Here is a 15,809-nt window from a genome sequence, read left to right on the forward strand (position 1 = left end):
ATGGTCAAAGTGGATCGCCGTTGATGCCTTGGAGTTGAGCATAGGCGAACCGCGCCAACAGGAGGTTGCGGGACCGTTGCGTTACGCGGACACTACTGGACCGGACGCAGCCGCAAACCCTGCATGCCGCCGTCGACCGCCAGCGAAGTTCCCGACGTCGAACCTGAAAGCGGACTCGCGAGGTAGGCCACGGCCCCGGCCACCTCGGCGGGATCCACCATCCGCCCGTGAGGTTGGCGTGCGTTCAGTGCTGCACGTTCGGCAGCAGGATCCGCAGCGGCATCCAGCAACCGTCCAACCCACGGCGTGTCTACCGTGCCCGGGTTCACGCAGTTGACGCGGATCCCTTCACGCACGTGGTCGGCCGCCATGGCGAGTGTGAGGGAAAGGACCGCACCCTTCGACGCCGAGTACAGCGCACGCTGCGGGAGCCCCGCCGTCGCCGCGATCGAGCAGGTATTCACGATCGTGGCGGCCGGCGACTCGCGCAAGTACGGCAGGGCGGCCCGGCTGACACGCGCGATGCCGACGACGTTGATGTTGAGCACCCGGAGCCACTCGTCGTCGTCGTTCGTGGCGATGTCGCCTTGGGCGCCAATCCCGGCGTTGTTGATCACGACGTCCAGCCGACCGAACTGCTGGGCTACACGTTCGACGGCGGAACGCACCGAGGCGTCGTCGGCCACGTTGCATTCCACGCCGAAGTGCGGGCTGGCTTCCGGGTTCAGGTCCAGGACGGCCACCTGGGCGCCCCCGGCGGCGAGGCGGTCCGCGATGGCCGCCCCGATGCCCGAAGCGCCTCCGGTCACGAGTGCCGCGAGGCCTTCAAAGTCGTTGCCCACAGTGGTTGCCACGGCCTAGGCGTTGGAGCTCACGAAGGAAACGGGCTGTGCCGCACCTGCCACGGCTCGGTAGTACTCCTGCCGCTGGCGTCCCAGGCCATCGATTTCCAGTTCGATCACGTCGCCGGGCTTGATGAACGGGAATCGTCCGGACAATGCGACGCCCTCGGGGGTTCCTGTGATGATCACATCGCCCGGTTCCAGCACCATGTACTGGCTGAGGTGGTGGACGATCGTGGCGGCATCGAAGATCATGTCCGAGGTGTTGGAGTCCTGGCGGATTTCACCGTTGACCAGGGTCCGCAGACGCAGGTTGCCGGGGTCGACGTCGGCGGCCGGTACCAGCCAGGGGCCCAGTGGGGTCGAGCCGGGAAGGGACTTGCCCTTGGTCCACTGCCCTGCAGCGCCGGGAATCTGGTAATCCCGTTCAGAAAGGTCGTTGGCCACGGCGTACCCGGCAATGCATTCGCCGGCCTCGGATATGGACGAAAGGTAGGACGCTTCCTTGCCGATCACGATGGCCAGTTCCACTTCCCAGTCGTACTTTTCCGACGACGGCGGGATGGGAGCCGCGTCAAACGGGCCACTGATGGTGTTGCTCGGCTTGAGGAACACCACTGGAACCTCGGGCGGGGTGGCGCCTGATTCGGCAGCGTGGGCGGTGTAGTTGAGGCCAATGGCGATGACGGATCCCGGCCGCGAAACAGGCGCTCCGATGCGCAGCCCTTCGGCGGAGATTTCTTCCAGTTCCCCGGATTCCAGCGCTTTGCGGGCCCGTTCGATGCCATCGGCGGCGAGGAAGCGGCCGTCGATGTCGTTGGTCAGTGACAAGAGGCTGAAGTACTTCTCCGTGCCGCGGGCGTCCTGGGCGATGACGGCCGGTTGTTCGTTTCCGGCCGTACCCAGCCTGGCGAATTTCAAGGTCATGGCTTCCTCCGTGCGTTCGGGACTAACATCCGAGCTCTAGTGTGCTGTTTTCGTCCATAATACGGAAATGTGACCCGTTGACAACTAAGACATCGGATGTTTAGGCTCGTGACAATTCCTCTATCGCGCAGCCAGGAGCCGCATGAGCATCGTCACCGCACTGGATACTTTCGATATCCGTTTCCCTACATCTCTGGAACTCGACGGCTCGGACGCCATGAACCCGGACCCGGACTACTCGGCCGCTTACCTGATTCTTCACACTGACGCGGGAGACGGGCATGAGGGTCACGGTTTCGTGTTCACGATCGGTCGCGGCAATGAGGTGGAACAGGCTGCGATCGACGCGCTGAGGGATCACGTCCGGGGCCGCAACGTCGAGGAACTCCTTGCTGACATGGGCGCCACCTGGAAACTCTTGGCCCACGACTCCCAACTCCGTTGGCTTGGACCCGAGAAGGGTGTCATGCATATGGCGATCGGTGCGGTGGTCAATGCCCTGTGGGACTTGAAGGCCAAACGTGCCGGGTTACCGCTATGGGAGCTGCTTTCGAGGATGAGCCCGGAGGAGCTCGTTGCCCTGGTGGACTTCCGTTATCTGACGGACGCTTTGACCCCGGAAGAAGCCCTCGACATCCTCCGGGCCGCCGAGCCGGGACGGGATGCGCGCCGCTCGCGACTGCTCGCTGAGGGCTACCCCGCGTACACCACGACGCCGGGCTGGCTGGGATACAGCGACGAGAAACTCTCGCGATTGGCCAAGGAAGCCGTGGCCGACGGATTCAAGCAGATCAAGCTCAAAGTCGGGGCGTCACTGGAAGACGACGTCCGGCGTGTCCGGGCTGCCAGGGCCGCCGTGGGTCCGGACATCCGGATTGCTGTGGACGCCAACCAGCGATGGGATGTGCAGGACGCCATCGACTGGATGGCACACTTGGCGCCTTACGACATCGCGTGGATCGAGGAACCCACCAGCCCGGACGACATCCTGGGCGCCGCGGCCATTGCCCGCGGCGTGGCTCCGATTCCCGTGGCCACAGGGGAGCACGTCCAGAACCGGGTGGTGTTCAAGCAGTTGCTGCAGGCCCAGGCCCTGGAAGTGTTGCAGATCGACGCCGCGCGAGTGGCCGGAGTCAATGAGAACATCGCCATCCTGCTGCTCGCGGCTAAGTTCGGCGTGCGGGTGTGTCCACATGCCGGCGGAGTGGGCTTGTGCGAGGCCGTGCAGCACCTGTCCATGTTCGACTACGTGGCGGTTTCCGGGACCAAGGAAGACCGGATGATCGAGTTCGTGGACCACCTGCACGAACACTTCGTAGACCCCGTCGACGTCCACGCCGGAGCCTACTGGCCGCCCGCCAAGCCCGGCGCCGGGAATGAGATGCTCCGTGAAACACTGGCCCAATACAGCTTCCCCGACGGCCCGGTCTGGAAGGACAAGCATTGATCAAGCACGCACCATGGTTCGAAGAAGCCCGGTTTGGCATGTTCGTGCACTGGGGGCTGTACGCGCTCCCGGCCCGGCACGAGTGGGTCATGAACCGGGAAGAGTTCGGCGTCGAAGCCTACGAACAGTATTTCCGGCGCTTTGATCCTGACCTCTACGATCCACGCGAGTGGGCCCGTGCCGCACGCAAGGCCGGGATGAAGTACGTTGTCCTGACCACCAAGCACCACGACGGCTTCTGCCTCTGGGACTCCGCGCTGACGGACTACAAAGCCACGAACACACCCGCAGGCAGGGACCTCATACAGCCTTACGTCGAGGCGCTCCGGGCGGAGGGGCTCAAAGTGGGCTTCTACCATTCGCTCATCGATTGGCACCATCCGGATTTCACCATCGACGGCGTGCACCCCCAACGCAACGCTGCCGACGTCGAACATCTCAACAGCGGACGCGACATGGCCCGCTACCGCGAGTACCTGCACGGCCAGGTGCGTGAGCTCCTCAGCAACTACGGCACCATCGACTACCTGTTCTTCGACTTCTCCTACGCCGGCCATCCTGACTTTTGGGGCGGCAAAGGCAGCAAGGACTGGGACTCCGAAGCCTTGCTCGCCATGGTTCGGGAACTGCAGCCCGGGATCATCGTCAATGACAGGCTGGACATTCCGGGAGACTTCGTCACGCCCGAGCAGTACCAGCCGGCCGCGCCGATGATGCTCGACGGCGTCCCGGTCACCTGGGAGGCTTGCCAGACGTTGAACGGCAGTTGGGGCTACGACAGGGACAACCTGGACTACAAGTCTGTTGACCTGCTCATCCGCATGCTCGTGGACGGGGTATCCAAGGGTGGCAACCTGCTGCTCAATGTCGGCCCCACAGGCAGAGGGAATCTAGACCCAAGGGCCTTGGCATCCTTGGAAGGGATCGGCGAATGGATGAAGCTGCATTCCCGCGCCATTTACGGGGCCGGTCCCTCTGCTTGGACCGCGCCGCCGGATGCCCGCTACACGCAGCGCGGAGACAGGCTCTATGTTCACCTCTTCGCGTGGCCTTTCGAATACGTCCACCTCCCCGGTTTGGCCGGAAAAGTGGAGTACGCCCAACTCCTCAACGACGCTTCGGAGGTCTTCCTTCGCGAGGTCGATCCCGAACAGCAAGCCATGAACATGACACCCGGTGGCCAGCCCGCGGGGACCCTGACCATCAAGCTCCCCGTGCAACGGCCCGATGTGGCAGTGCCCGTGCTGGAGCTGTTCCTTGCACCGGAGACCGTCGATGGGTGAGTCGATCGCACTCCACACCCGTCTGAAGCCGGGGGCCGAAGCCGAGTACGCTGACGCGCACGCGAACATCCCGCCCTCCTTGGTTCAGGCGCTCAAGGACGCGGGTGTCCGAAACTGGCGGATTTGGCGCAGCGGCCAGGACCTCTTCCATGTGGTGGACGTGGACGATTATCAGGCAATGCGCCGCGCGCTCGCCGACCACCCCGCCAATGTGCCCTGGCAAGCCCGGATGGCTGAACTTCTTGAGGTCCAGGACGATTACTCCGGTGACGATTCGGGTATCCAGAAGGTATGGGAATTGCCATGAACACTCAATCCGCTGAAATCCCCAAGCTCGGGAGACTCGGCTTTGGTGGGGCCGGGATCGGGAACCTCTACCGTGCCATCCCTGACGGTGAAGCGCTTGCCACCGTGCTCGCAGCGTGGGACGCCGGTATCCGGTACTTCGACACCGCCCCGCACTATGGTCTTGGCCTGTCCGAACAGCGGTTGGGCGCAGTCCTTCGGGATAAGCACCGGGACGAGTTTGTTGTCTCCACCAAGGTGGGCCGTCTTCTGGAGCCCTCGTCCGGTGGCGGTTCCGACCCAGAGGGCTTTGACGTCCCCGCGGACAAGAGGCGTGTGTGGGACTTCTCCGAATCCGGCATCCGCCGCAGCCTCGACGATTCACTGGAGCGGCTGGGCCTGGACCACGTGGACATCGCCTACCTCCACGACGCCGACGTTCATGACCTGCAGTTGGGGATCTCCCAGGGCCTTCCGGTGTTGGAAAAACTGCGTTCCGAGGGCGTGGTCAAAGCGATCGGCGTTGGGCTCAATTCCGCCGAAGCCGCCCTCGAATGCGTCGAAGCCGCGGACCTTGACCTCGTGATGCTCGCTGGACGCTACACGCTGCTTGAGCAGCCCAGCGTCCCGCTGCTCGACCGCTGCAAGGAGCGCCGCACCGGCGTCGTGAACGTCGGCGTCTTCAACTCCGGGCTGCTGGCCCGCCCCGAAGTGCCCGACAACGCCCACTACAACTACGATCAAGCGCCGCGCGCCTTGGTGGATCGTGCCCGGGCGCTCGCGGCTGTCTGCCGGGATTTCGGCGTCGAACTTCCGACGGCGGCACTCCAGTTTCCGTTGCGGCATCCGGCCGTCGTCAATGTGACAGTGGGGGCCAGCGCTCCGGAGCACGTGGTCGAGAACGCCGTCCGCATGGAGGAATCCGTACCCGAGGAGCTGTGGGCAGCGTTGGAGGCCGTGCCGCGTGATTGATGCGCATCTGCACTTGTGGAGCCTTGACACTTTCGTCACCGGAGGGGTCCGGCCCTACTCGTGGCTCGGGCCGCAGCACGGTGCGTTGTTCCGCAGTTTCGACGAGGACGAGGCCGGCGAGGTCCTTGCTGCTGCAGGTATGCGGGGCGCGGTGTTGGTGCAGGCCGATGACACGGTGGCTGACACAGAGAGCATGTTGGCCGTCGCAGGGCGGCAGCCGTGGGTTTTGGGCGTGGTGGGCTGGATCCGGCTGGATTCACCCGGCGAGGCAGCTAACCAACTGGACCGTTTTGCAGCGAATCCCGTGTTCAGGGGAGTGCGGCATCTGGTGCACGATGATCCGCGTGACGATTTCCTGGATCTGCCACCCGTCCGCGAATCCCTTGGTTTGGTGGCTGGGCGAGGGCTTGCCTTTGACGTTCCCGACGCTTTCCCCCGTCATCTCGGAGCAACCGTCAGGCTGGCACAGGAGTTGCCCGGGCTGACCGTGGTCCTGGATCACTTGGGGAAACCACCTCTCGGTGACCCCGACGGCATGGAGCTGTGGCGGACGGAGTTCAGTGCCCTGGGAAGCACGGGAAATGCCGTGGCCAAGCTGTCAGGGTTGCACTTGCCCGGCGTTGAGTACTCGGCGGATTCGTTGCGTTGGCTCTTCGGGTTTGCGCTGGAGTGCTTCGGCGCCGACCGCCTGATGATCGGCAGTGATTGGCCGGTGAGTACATTGGGGGCACCGTATGGCCGGACGCTCGAGGTGCTCCTGGAGCTTGTCTCAACCCTGAGCCCGGCGGAGCAAACAGCAATACTTGAGGGGACGGCGATCCGCGCCTACGGTCTGGACGCCGGCGCAGGCTAAAGGGCCTGCCGCAGCCAGTTCTCCACGCCGCTGATATGCACGGTGACAAGCGCTTTGACGAGTTCGGCGTCCCCGCGTTCCAAGGCGTCCGCGATGGCCCGGTGCTCTGCCAAAGTATGCGCCACGGCTTTTTCCTGCGTGAGACCACGCCAAATCCGGGCGCGGACCGTGCTGCTGGACAGGGCTTCCAAGAGGCTGCCGAGATAATCGTTCCCGGCCGCTTCGGTAATGATGCCGTGGAACTCCAAGTCGTGGGCAACGAGTTCCTCCACTGGGGTGTTCTCGTCAATGCCGGCCATGGTGCCACGGAGCTTGTCGATCTCTTCCGGCGTGATCTTGCCGGCGGCGAGGTGCGCAGTGGCGGGTTCGAGGATCCGGCGGACCTCGAAGAGCTCAAGGATGGAGCGGTCCTGGTGCAGGTCCACGACGAACGCAACGGCTTCGTTCAGTAGTTTTGCATCCAAGCTGGTCACGTAAGTGCCGTCGCCGCGCCGCACGTCCAGCACACGGATGAGTTCCAGTGCCTTGACGGCTTCCCGAAGCGAACTGCGGGACAAGCCCAGCCGTTCGCTGAGTTCCTTCTCCGGCGGAAGCCTGTCGCCGGCCTTGAGTTCCCCGCGGATCAGCATGTCCTTGATCTTGCCGATCGCCTCATCTGTGACAGCCATGGACCCATAGTAGACGGCAATGATCGGATGTCTGCGTTCGCCGCGTTCTCACCCAACTGGGTCGCATTTGTGCGCGTTTAGAGCGCTCAAAACGCGCACTTCTGCGACTCAGTTGGGTTCGTTAACCAACGACGGCGGCACCCACGTTCCGTTGGTACGGAACCCGGGTGCCGCCGTCGGGCACGTCTTGTTACTTATCGCCGCCGGGAAGCGGGCGGTTGGCAATGACGGGGGCGCTGCCCGTGTAGCCATCCCGCGTGGCTGCAAGCTCGTGGATCTGCTTACGGCACAGGAACCATCCCCAGACCATGAGTCCGCACGCAACCGCGGTGACCAGCATGGTGAGTGGCGACTCGATGAAGACCATCACCAGGACTCCCGCCAGGAAGATCAGTGATAGCCAGCCGGTGTAGGGAGCGCCGAAGAGCCGGAACGACGGGCGTTTGACCCAGCCCTTGTCCGCCCAGCGCTTCAACTGCATCTGGCACAGGACGATCGTGGCCCAGGTGACGATGATGCCCACGGAAGCGACGTTCAGCACGATCTCAAAGGCATCGGCCGGGACGAGGTAGTTCAGCGGGACACCGAGCAGGGAGACACCGGCTGTGATCGCGATGCCGCCGTACGGTACGCCGGCCTTGTTCATCCGCTGGGCGAACTTGGGAGCCGAACCGTTGACGGACATCGAGCGCAGGATACGGCCCGTGGAGTACAGGCCTGCGTTCAGCGAGGACAGAGCAGCGGTGAGAACCACGAGGTTCATGATCACGTCAACGCCCTGCACACCGATGGAGCCGAAGAACGTCACGAACGGGCTCACACCCTTCTCGTACGAGGTGTAGGGGAGGAGGAGAGCCAGCAGGATGACGGAGCCGACGTAGAAGACAGCGATACGGAAGACCACGGAGTTGATGGCCTTGGGCATGATCTTTTCCGGGTTTGCGGTCTCACCGGCGGCGGTGCCGACGAGTTCGATCGAGGCGTAGGCGAACAGCACGCCCTGCATCAGGATGATCATTGGAAGGATGCCGTTGGGGAAGATTCCGCCGTTGTCTGAGATGAGGCTGAAGCCGACCGTCTGGCCATCAACGGGCGTGCCGAAAACGACGAAGTAGGTGCCAACCAGGAGGAAGGCCACCAGCGCGGCCACCTTGATCAGCGCGAACCAGAACTCCATCTCGCCGAAGACCTTCACCGACACGAGGTTCAGGCTAAGCACAACCACCAAGGCGATAAGGGCCCACGCCCACTGCGGAACGGCCCCCATCCAAGGGACGTACTTACCGAAGAAGTTCATGTACAGCGCTGCGGCCGTGATGTCCACGATGGTGGTGGTGGCCCAGTTGATCCAGTAGAACCAACCCGAAACGAACGCCGCCTTTTCGCCGAAGAACTCACGGGCGTAGGAGACGAACGAGCCCGACGACGGGCGGTGCAGCACCAATTCGCCGAGGGCGCGGAGGATCAGGAAAGCGAAGAAACCGCAGACTGCATAAGCGATGACCAGCGAGGGGCCGGCTGCATTGAGCCGTCCGCCCGCGCCGAGGAACAGGCCGGTACCGATGGCACCGCCGATCGCGATCATCTGGATCTGCCGGGGCTTCAAGTCCTTGTGGTAGCCCGTGTCCTCCTTGTGGAGGGCTTTCTCGCTGGCATGCGCTTGGGCCGGGACCGTGTGGTCCGTGATGGGGTTGGTCATGGGAATCCTTACGGGTGTCCTGTTGGGGGTCTCATGGGCGCGCACTTCTGGGGGTTTCGGGCGCGGCTCAGAGCCTCTTGTGGGTGCCTCATCGGGCGGGACGGCTTTCAAAGCCGCTGGGCTGACTGGCCGGATTGGCCTACTTGCTCAGGTTTGCCAGACGTTCGGGGCTGAGCAGTTCTTCAAGCTGGGCTGCGGTCAGGAGACCGTGTTCCAAGACGAGTTCTGCTACACCCTTGCCGGTGGCCAACGCCTCCTGGGCGATGGCTGTGGCGGAGGCATAACCGATGTGCGGGTTCAATGCCGTGACGAGACCGATCGACTGCTCCACGGTAAGCCGTAGCCGCTCGGTGTTTGCGGTGATACCCCGGACGCAGCGTGCCGTGAGGGTGCGGCAGGCTGCTTCCAGGTGGGAGATGCTCTTGTGCAGGCTGTGCACAATGATCGGTTCGAAAGCATTCAGCTGGAGCTGCCCTGCTTCCGCGGCCATGGTGACCGTGACATCGTTGCCGATGACTTCGTAGGCCACCTGGCTGACCACTTCCGGGATCACCGGGTTGATCTTGCCGGGCATGATCGACGAGCCGGACTGTACCGCCGGCAGGTTGATCTCGCCCAGTCCCGCACGCGGTCCAGAGGACAGCAGGCGGAGGTCGTTGCAAATCTTCGAAAGCTTCACCGCCACGCGCTTCAGTACGCCGGACAGGTGGACGAACGCGCCCACGTCCTGGGTGGCCTCGATGAGGTCGGCCGCCGTGAGGAGGGGCAGGCCCGTGACTTCAGCGAGGTGCCGGCAGGCGGCTTCGGCGTACCCGGCCGGGGCGTTCAGGCCGGTGCCGATGGCCGTCGCACCGAGGTTGATCTCGTGGATCAGCATGTGGGACTCGTCCAGGCGGGCCCGGTCTTCACCAATGGTTACGGCATATCCGCCGAACTCCTGGCCGAGCGTCATGGGCACCGCGTCCTGGAGCTGCGTGCGGCCCATCTTCACGACCGTCCGGAACTCCCGCCCCTTTTCCGCGAAGGCAACTTCCAGCTCCTCCAGGGCTTCCAGGAGTTCCTTCACGGAGAAGATTGTGGCGAGGTTTACCGCCGTCGGGTAGACGTCGTTGGTGGACTGGCTCAGGTTGACGTGGTCGTTTGGGTGCAGCTTCGCGTAGTCACCCTTGGGGTGGCCAAGGATTTCCAGTGCACGGTTGGCGATGACCTCGTTGGCGTTCATGTTGGAGCTGGTGCCCGCGCCACCTTGGATCACGTCCACCATGAACTGGTCCTGGAGCTTGCCGTCCAGGATGTCCTGGCAAGCTTGCTCGATGGCATTTGCCCGTTCCTTATCCAGCAAACCAAGCTCGTGGTTGGTGCGCGCGGCCGCCTGCTTGACCGCTGCCAAACCCCTGACAAGGTGTTTGTTGGTGGAGAGGGGTTGCCCCGTGATGGGGAAGTTCTCGATGGCCCTTAGCGTGTGGACGCCCCAGTACGCATCCGCGGGGACGTTGCGGTCGCCCAGGAGGTCGTGCTCGGAACGCAGGGGGATCGCTTGATCGACGGTGGTCATAGCTGTCCTTTAGTTAGTGCTGAAAATCTGTGCCGCGCGGAGTTCGCCGACCGGAAGGCCGCCACCCAACACGGGTGGGCTCTGCAGCGAGTCCAGGCTGCCGCCGTCGAGCCCCAACTCCTTCAGGGCAGCGACGGTAATCGGCATGCGCGCCCGGTCTCCGCCGTCGGAAATCTTTACGGCCAAGCCACGGCCGTCCGCGAGGCCCACCAGCTGGAGGCCTTCGAAGCCGTCCTTGGCGAGCAGGCCCGGAACGGCGCGCATCAGGGCGGTGACGTCGCGGCCCTCACCGGCGACCATCTCCGGGAAGCGGCGCATGGCGTGGGCGACTTTGCCTTCGTTGGTGTCTTGCTCTGCTGAGGCAAGACGGCCGTAGGCGCGGGCCATGCCGTGGAGCGAGTGGGCGAAGAGCGGCGTGCCGCAGCCGTCCGTGCTCACTGCGGCGGCTTCCTCGGCGGTCAGTTCGGTGATGGTGTCGCGGACCAGGACCTGCAGCGGATGTTCAGGGTGCAGGCATCCCTCCACAGGCCAGCCGTTGATGACGCAGACGGCTGTCATGGAGGCGTGCTTGCCTGAGCAGTTCTGCGCCAGTTGCGTTGGACCGTTGCCGTCCCGCAGCCATTCGTTGCGTTCTTCGACCCCATAGGGAAGGTCGGAGCTGTTGCCCAACGCTGCTTCGGTGAGGCCGTGCAGTTTCAGGATTTCGGCGGCACCGTCACGGTGTTTCTTGCTGCCCGAATGGCTCGCCGCGGTCAGGGCCAGGAGTTCTTCCGGGATGTCCAGGCCGGCTTTGAGGAGGGCGACGGCTTGCAGCGGTTTCAGGCTCGACCGGGGATACATCGGGGCATCCGGCTGGCCGGCTTCCAGTGCCGTGCTTCCGTCTTTATTCAAGGCGATCAACGAGCCGTAGTGGACGCTCTCCACCAAGCCGTCGCGGGTCTGCTCGACGAGGGGGACGTGGTTGGGCGCTGCTTGGTGGGCCACTTTGGGGCTGGGCATGGTGTCCTTTGGGTGGTTCATTTGCTGAGGATCGTGTCCAGGGCCACGCTGACGGCCTGCAGGTGTTCAGCCATGGCTATGCTCGCGGCCTGGGAATCGCCCGACTCGATGGCGTCGAGGATGGCGACGTGCTCTTCGTCGGAGCGGTGCTGGCGGTCGGCCACGAGGTTAAGGGTTTCGGACTGGTGGGCCAGGGCGTCGCGGATATCCTGGACGACGCTCGCGAACACGCGGTTGCCACTGGCGCGCGCGACGGCGGAGTGGAAGCTCGCGTCCAGGTTCACCCAGGCTTCGGGATCGTTTTCGTTGAGCATCTCCTGGACGATGTCCTTGAGGTGTTCGAGTTCTTCGTCGGTGCGCCGTTCGGCAGCGAGGCCTGCCGCGGGAATCTCGATGTGAGGACGTGCTTCGTTAAGATCGCGCGCGCTGTACTGGCCCAAGGTAAGGTCATTAGCAACCTTGTTGGCCACAATGAACGTGCCCTTGCCGGTCTTGGTGATTGTCAGGCCAAGGGTGTTGCAACTCCGCAGCGCCTCCCTAATGACCGAGCGGCTCACTCCGTACTGCGCCGCAAGCGTCGCTTCAGAGCTGAGCTTGGTGCCGATATCGAACTGCCCGCCCTCGATGGCTCGCCTGAGCGCCGCGAAGACCGCCTCAGCTGCGGAGATGCGGGAGATGGGGGTGGGCGTTGCGCGGCTTTGTTCTTGCCCTTGCTGTCCGGCTGTCCGGCTGTCTGACAGGTTCACGTTATTGAATATGGCACGGGTCACAAGGGGCTGTCAACGCTGAAAGAACCGCTTCACGGTTTGGGCGTTTGGCTGAGGTTCGACGGCGGGTGGTTGGGTTTGGCTGGCGGGCTGCCACGGTGCGGGTTGGGTGCAGGTCCTAGCTGACCCTTGCGTGATTTTCGATGGATCGAAGGATGGTGATGAGCTGTCCGATCTTCTCATCGCCGAAAAGGACGTCGGGCCCCGAGGGAGCCAGTTCATTGTAGGGGGAGTCGAACAATGCCCTCGGGTTGACTTTGCCGTTCTCCACCAAGTGGTTGGTGAGCACCTGGAGGAAGTCCAATTGCTGGGCCGTGAGGGTGGTCCCGGCTACGAACTCCGCCAAGGCCTCCTCGACTGCCTCGCGGTCCAAGCCAACAAGGGTTCGCACAAACAATCCAAGGCCGTCGTTAGCCGCGCGATTCAAGTCTTCGGCTGAGCCCAGGCCGCTCTCCAGGAGAATGCGTTCAAGCTCGGCGAGGTCCAAGGCCGTAAGTTGCTTGTTGCGTCGGAGTCGTTGGATGGTTGCGTGCTCCTGGTACTGGGCCAGATACGTGCGGATCTTGTCCCTGTAGCGGTTGAGGTCCACGATCCCGTTCGTGGCTCCCAGAAGTTCGACCTCCTGGAGCTCGCCAAGCTCGTCCTGGAAATTTGTGTACACCACCTTGCGCTTCCGCTTCTCGATGAGGTGGACCAACCCACGCAGCCTTCGGCGGATCTCCTCCAGCCACTCCAGTGAGACGGACTCCCATTCTTCGTCGTGCAGGATGGTTTCGATCAGGGGCAAGTGGGCGGCAATAGCCGGGATGTTTTGCTGATCCTGCAGGGCGGAAGCGACTGCCTGAATCTTCGCCTTGAAAGGAGCTATCGCCGCTTTCTGCAGAGACGCCAGCTCGGTTTGGAGCATGAGGTAGTCGAACCGCTTCGCTTCTTCCGTGTCGGCCGGAGCGCCGATCGAAGCCAGCCGGGCGATCTTTGATTCGAGCGCTTCGAAGTCGTCCGAATTCAAGGACGTCCAGGCAGATTCTTCCGCAAACTTGTCCACCCATTTCCGTGCCGGCTTCACCAGGAAGTTATTCAACGGAAGGTGATCAACGGTGTGCTTCAATGCCTCGCGAAGGTCGGCGACAACCGTGTCCTGGGGATCCCACTGCAAATCGCTGAACGTCCTTAACAGGCGCACCCTTGCCGCGAAGGTGCTTTCCGCCAAGGACTTGCCCAGTGACCCCTCGTTGCTGGGCATATCCGCATTGAAATACTCAGCATTCCGGCAGAGGTCGAAGATGAAGAAGTCTTTCTTGTCCTCCCCCGGTCCATAGAGTTCGGGACGGAGACGCGTACCGCGGCCCACCATCTGCCAGAACTTTGTCTTGGACCGGACCATCTTGAAGAAGACAAGGTTAACCACATCGGGAACGTCCACGCCTGTATCAAGCATGTCCACCGAGATGGCGATATGAGGGTTGCTTTCCGTCCGGGAGAATTCGTCGATGAGGTTTTGCGCGTAGTTCACCTGGTAAGTGATCACCCGTGCAAAATGGCCTTGGTAAGCGGGGTAGTTCTTGTCGAACCGCTCCGCAATGAAATCTGCGTGCCGGTTGTTCTTGGCGAAGATGATGGTCTTCCCCAGCCGATCCCCTCCTGCCACCTTATGGCCGCGGGTCATGAGGACTTCCAAGGCCTTATCCACGGTGTCAGTGTTGAAGAGCCACGTGTTGATGACGCTCGAATCCACTGAATCCGGTATTTCGCCGTCTTCGTCCCACTCGAGCTCGTCCCACTGTTCCTTCTCAGTATCGGAAAGGTCTTCGTATGTAATCCCTTGGTCAGGAAACTTCAGCGGGACCGGCACAACCCGTGGCGGCACCAGGTAGCCGGCCTCGATTGCTTCATTCAGCTCGTACGCGAAGGTGGGGACGTTATCTTCAATGCCGAAAAGACTGTAAGTGTTTCGGTCTACTTCCGATTGTGGTGTTGCTGTCAGACCGATGAGGAGCGAGTCGAAGTACTCGAATATTGCCCGGTACTTTTGGTAGACAGACCGATGCGCCTCATCAACAATGATGAGGTCGTAGTGGCCGATGCCGAATGTTCGTTTTCCAAGCTTCCCCTCGGTCTTGTTGATGAGGTTCATCATGGTGGGATAAGTCGCCACATGAATGCGGCTCTCGGCATCCTCGTCGGCGCTCAAGACCACTGGACCCGATCCGGGCAGGTGTGTTTTGAAGGCGTTTGCGGCCTGCTTGACGAGGGCGATGCGGTCGGCAAGGAACAGAACGCGTTTTGCCCAGTTGGCTTCTTGCAGAAGCTTGGTGAGCGCGACGACGGTACGCGTCTTGCCGGTGCCCGTTGCCATGACTACCAGAGCCTTGCGCTCAAAATCCTTCTCATAGGCTTCAGTCACGGCCCGAATGGCATTGTGCTGATACGGGCGCTCGACGATCGAGTTGTCGATCTGCTGTTCGGTGAGTGGCTTCCGAGTATGCCGGCGGTTAATGAGCAGTTGCAGCTGGTCCCGGGTGTGGAAACCCTGCACCTCGCGCTCGGGATACATGGCGTCGTCCCAAATCCGCGTCTCGTACCCCGACGTGTAATAGATGATGGGGCGTCGACCGTATCGCCGTTCCAAGCAGTCGGCGTACAGCTTGGCTTGCTGTTTGCCCACATGCGGATCCTTTGTTGTCCGCTTTGCTTCCACAACGGCCAACGGCAGTCCGTCAGCGCCCCACAAAACGTAGTCGACGTAGCCAACGCCCGTGAGTGTTCCAGTCGACGTGGGCATAGTGTCAACCAAGAACTCGCGGTCCTCGGAGTTGCTCAATGGCCAGCCTGCCTCGTTGAGTTCCAGATCAATGAGGTGCCGACGGGTCAGGGCCTCGTCATAGTCGTGGTGGTCCGGGACGGTCTGATTCTTCTTCTTGGCTTCAGCAATCTCGGCTTGCAAGGCTTCCAGTTGCGACTTTAGTTCGGCAGAGTGCGCCGTTGCCTGTGCAAGCGCCTCGTCTTTGGCCTTGAGCTCGCCCTCCAACTCCCGAAGCTCTTCCTGCGAATGCAGATGTACCGGCGTCTTCGGCTTGGGGGCAAGAACGTTGGGGTCGAACGCCAACGATGGCGGAAGCTGGCTTCCCGTCTTGGCGTAGTTTCGTGCCAGCCAGTAGCAGACATGGTGCAGTTCGCGCAAGACAAGTTCAGCGCCTTGGCTGGTGGGGCTGACTGAGTTGTGCACGGCATTGTTTCCGGCTTTGCGGATGATGGTCAGCTTGTTCCCTATGGTGCTGCCCACCAGGTTCTTGAACGAAGGGTCGTTCAGAAGGGCGTTGAGATCGTCCTTGTAGGGCGTCACCAGCCCGGGCTCTATTTGATACAGCCACTCAACGATGCGTTCGATGGTGTAGCGGGCGTAGAACACCGAAGCGCGAGGATCGATTCGTGCGAACTGCTCAGCACGCCGGGCCTGTTGAGCCAACTCCGGCCATTCGCCCAGCAAGAACCCAAAATTGCTGTTCACTGCC

The 15,809-nt window shown here is 62.5% G+C and carries 13 protein-coding genes; 5 read left to right on the forward strand and 8 right to left on the reverse strand.

The window, feature by feature from the left end:
* Positions 1-92: 92 nt before the first annotated feature.
* Together ACIPY3_RS10605 and ACIPY3_RS10610 are read right to left on the reverse strand one after the other, a co-directional pair.
* Entirely contained in the window at positions 93-854 is a 762-nt protein-coding gene (locus ACIPY3_RS10605; protein ID WP_400333595.1) for an SDR family NAD(P)-dependent oxidoreductase, read from the reverse strand.
* A 3-nt stretch (positions 855-857) separates the two neighbouring features.
* On the reverse strand, positions 858-1,769 hold the full coding sequence (locus ACIPY3_RS10610; RefSeq protein ID WP_400333597.1) for a fumarylacetoacetate hydrolase family protein: 912 nt from the start codon (positions 1,767-1,769) through the stop codon (positions 858-860).
* Between the two features lie 142 nt (positions 1,770-1,911).
* Between ACIPY3_RS10610 and ACIPY3_RS10615 the strand changes: the two genes are divergently transcribed.
* The 5 genes from ACIPY3_RS10615 to ACIPY3_RS10635 are packed head-to-tail and all read left to right on the forward strand — an operon-like array spanning position 1,912 to position 6,609.
* Positions 1,912-3,216, forward strand: a complete 1,305-nt coding sequence (locus ACIPY3_RS10615) for an L-fuconate dehydratase (RefSeq protein ID WP_400333600.1) — start codon at positions 1,912-1,914, stop codon at positions 3,214-3,216.
* Entirely contained in the window at positions 3,213-4,499 is a 1,287-nt protein-coding gene (locus ACIPY3_RS10620; RefSeq protein ID WP_400333602.1) for an alpha-L-fucosidase, read from the forward strand. Before ACIPY3_RS10615 ends, ACIPY3_RS10620 begins: the two co-directional genes overlap by 4 nt.
* Positions 4,492-4,806: an L-rhamnose mutarotase gene (locus tag ACIPY3_RS10625; protein WP_400333605.1), complete on the forward strand. Its 315-nt coding sequence runs from the start codon at positions 4,492-4,494 to the stop codon at positions 4,804-4,806. The genes ACIPY3_RS10620 and ACIPY3_RS10625 overlap by 8 nt, the downstream gene beginning before the upstream one ends.
* Positions 4,803-5,756 (forward strand): aldo/keto reductase, encoded by a 954-nt coding sequence (locus ACIPY3_RS10630; RefSeq protein ID WP_400333608.1) that lies wholly within the window; start codon positions 4,803-4,805, stop codon positions 5,754-5,756. The genes ACIPY3_RS10625 and ACIPY3_RS10630 overlap by 4 nt, the downstream gene beginning before the upstream one ends.
* A complete protein-coding gene (locus ACIPY3_RS10635; protein ID WP_400333610.1) occupies positions 5,749-6,609 on the forward strand; it encodes an amidohydrolase family protein in 861 nt (286 codons plus the stop codon). Before ACIPY3_RS10630 ends, ACIPY3_RS10635 begins: the two co-directional genes overlap by 8 nt.
* Here the strand turns inward: ACIPY3_RS10635 and ACIPY3_RS10640 are convergent.
* From ACIPY3_RS10640 to ACIPY3_RS10665, 6 genes are all read right to left on the reverse strand, one after another.
* Positions 6,606-7,277 (reverse strand): FadR/GntR family transcriptional regulator, encoded by a 672-nt coding sequence (locus ACIPY3_RS10640; protein WP_400333613.1) that lies wholly within the window; start codon positions 7,275-7,277, stop codon positions 6,606-6,608. The two genes, ACIPY3_RS10635 and ACIPY3_RS10640, sit on opposite strands and share 4 nt — an antisense overlap.
* A gap of 190 nt (positions 7,278-7,467) precedes the next feature.
* On the reverse strand, positions 7,468-8,976 hold the full coding sequence (locus tag ACIPY3_RS10645) for an amino acid permease (RefSeq protein WP_400333616.1): 1,509 nt from the start codon (positions 8,974-8,976) through the stop codon (positions 7,468-7,470).
* Between the two features lie 139 nt (positions 8,977-9,115).
* On the reverse strand, positions 9,116-10,531 hold the full coding sequence (gene aspA, locus ACIPY3_RS10650; RefSeq protein ID WP_400333618.1) for an aspartate ammonia-lyase: 1,416 nt from the start codon (positions 10,529-10,531) through the stop codon (positions 9,116-9,118).
* Positions 10,532-10,540: 9 nt separating this feature from the next.
* Entirely contained in the window at positions 10,541-11,551 is a 1,011-nt protein-coding gene (locus ACIPY3_RS10655) for an asparaginase (RefSeq protein ID WP_400333621.1), read from the reverse strand.
* A complete protein-coding gene (locus tag ACIPY3_RS10660; RefSeq protein WP_400333624.1) occupies positions 11,548-12,276 on the reverse strand; it encodes a FadR/GntR family transcriptional regulator in 729 nt (242 codons plus the stop codon). The genes ACIPY3_RS10655 and ACIPY3_RS10660 overlap by 4 nt, the downstream gene beginning before the upstream one ends.
* Before the next feature lie 139 nt (positions 12,277-12,415).
* On the reverse strand, positions 12,416-15,805 hold the full coding sequence (locus ACIPY3_RS10665) for a DEAD/DEAH box helicase family protein (protein ID WP_400333627.1): 3,390 nt from the start codon (positions 15,803-15,805) through the stop codon (positions 12,416-12,418).
* Between the last annotated feature and the right edge of the window lie 4 nt (positions 15,806-15,809).

The sequence above is a fragment of the Paenarthrobacter sp. NPDC089714 genome (assembly GCF_044748905.1).
Taxonomy (GTDB): domain Bacteria; phylum Actinomycetota; class Actinomycetes; order Actinomycetales; family Micrococcaceae; genus Arthrobacter.

Bases quoted from the DNA above. Each gene is read 5' to 3' on its own strand.
- ACIPY3_RS10610 (WP_400333597.1), bottom strand. From the start codon at position 1,769: ATGACCTTGAAATTCGCCAGGCTGGGTACGGCCGGAAACGAACAACCG.
- ACIPY3_RS10615 (WP_400333600.1), top strand. From the start codon at position 1,912: ATGAGCATCGTCACCGCACTGGATACTTTCGATATCCGTTTCCCTACA.
- ACIPY3_RS10625 (WP_400333605.1), top strand. From the start codon at position 4,492: ATGGGTGAGTCGATCGCACTCCACACCCGTCTGAAGCCGGGGGCCGAA.
- ACIPY3_RS10630 (WP_400333608.1), top strand. From the start codon at position 4,803: ATGAACACTCAATCCGCTGAAATCCCCAAGCTCGGGAGACTCGGCTTT.
- ACIPY3_RS10640 (WP_400333613.1), bottom strand. From the start codon at position 7,277: ATGGCTGTCACAGATGAGGCGATCGGCAAGATCAAGGACATGCTGATC.
- ACIPY3_RS10645 (WP_400333616.1), bottom strand. From the start codon at position 8,976: ATGACCAACCCCATCACGGACCACACGGTCCCGGCCCAAGCGCATGCC.
- aspA (WP_400333618.1), bottom strand. From the start codon at position 10,531: ATGACCACCGTCGATCAAGCGATCCCCCTGCGTTCCGAGCACGACCTC.
- ACIPY3_RS10655 (WP_400333621.1), bottom strand. From the start codon at position 11,551: ATGAACCACCCAAAGGACACCATGCCCAGCCCCAAAGTGGCCCACCAA.